Genomic DNA, 200 nt, shown 5'->3' with positions numbered 1-200 from the left:
CAGATACCGATACCTCCCCAACCTAAAATGATTGCCATGAAATAGCTTCCTGCCAACCCAAGACCCCAGCCTACTAAGTTCATTAACAACGGCACGAACGTATCTTGCAACCCTATCAAAGCCCCAACAGTAATTATTTGAATACTGTAAAAAATTTGGAATAATCCCGACAAAGCGAGAAAAGAAGTTGCTGTCTTAAC

At 41.5% G+C, this 200-nt stretch carries 1 pseudogene; it reads right to left on the bottom strand.

Annotated elements, in window-relative coordinates:
* A pseudogene (locus ACIR131C_RS26950) lies at window positions 1–200 on the bottom strand (MATE family efflux transporter); the annotation flags it as partial.

Source organism: Dolichospermum circinale AWQC131C, assembly GCF_000426905.1.
GTDB lineage: Bacteria > Cyanobacteriota > Cyanobacteriia > Cyanobacteriales > Nostocaceae > Dolichospermum > Dolichospermum circinale.
This window is presented reverse-complemented; position numbering and strand designations above follow the sequence as displayed.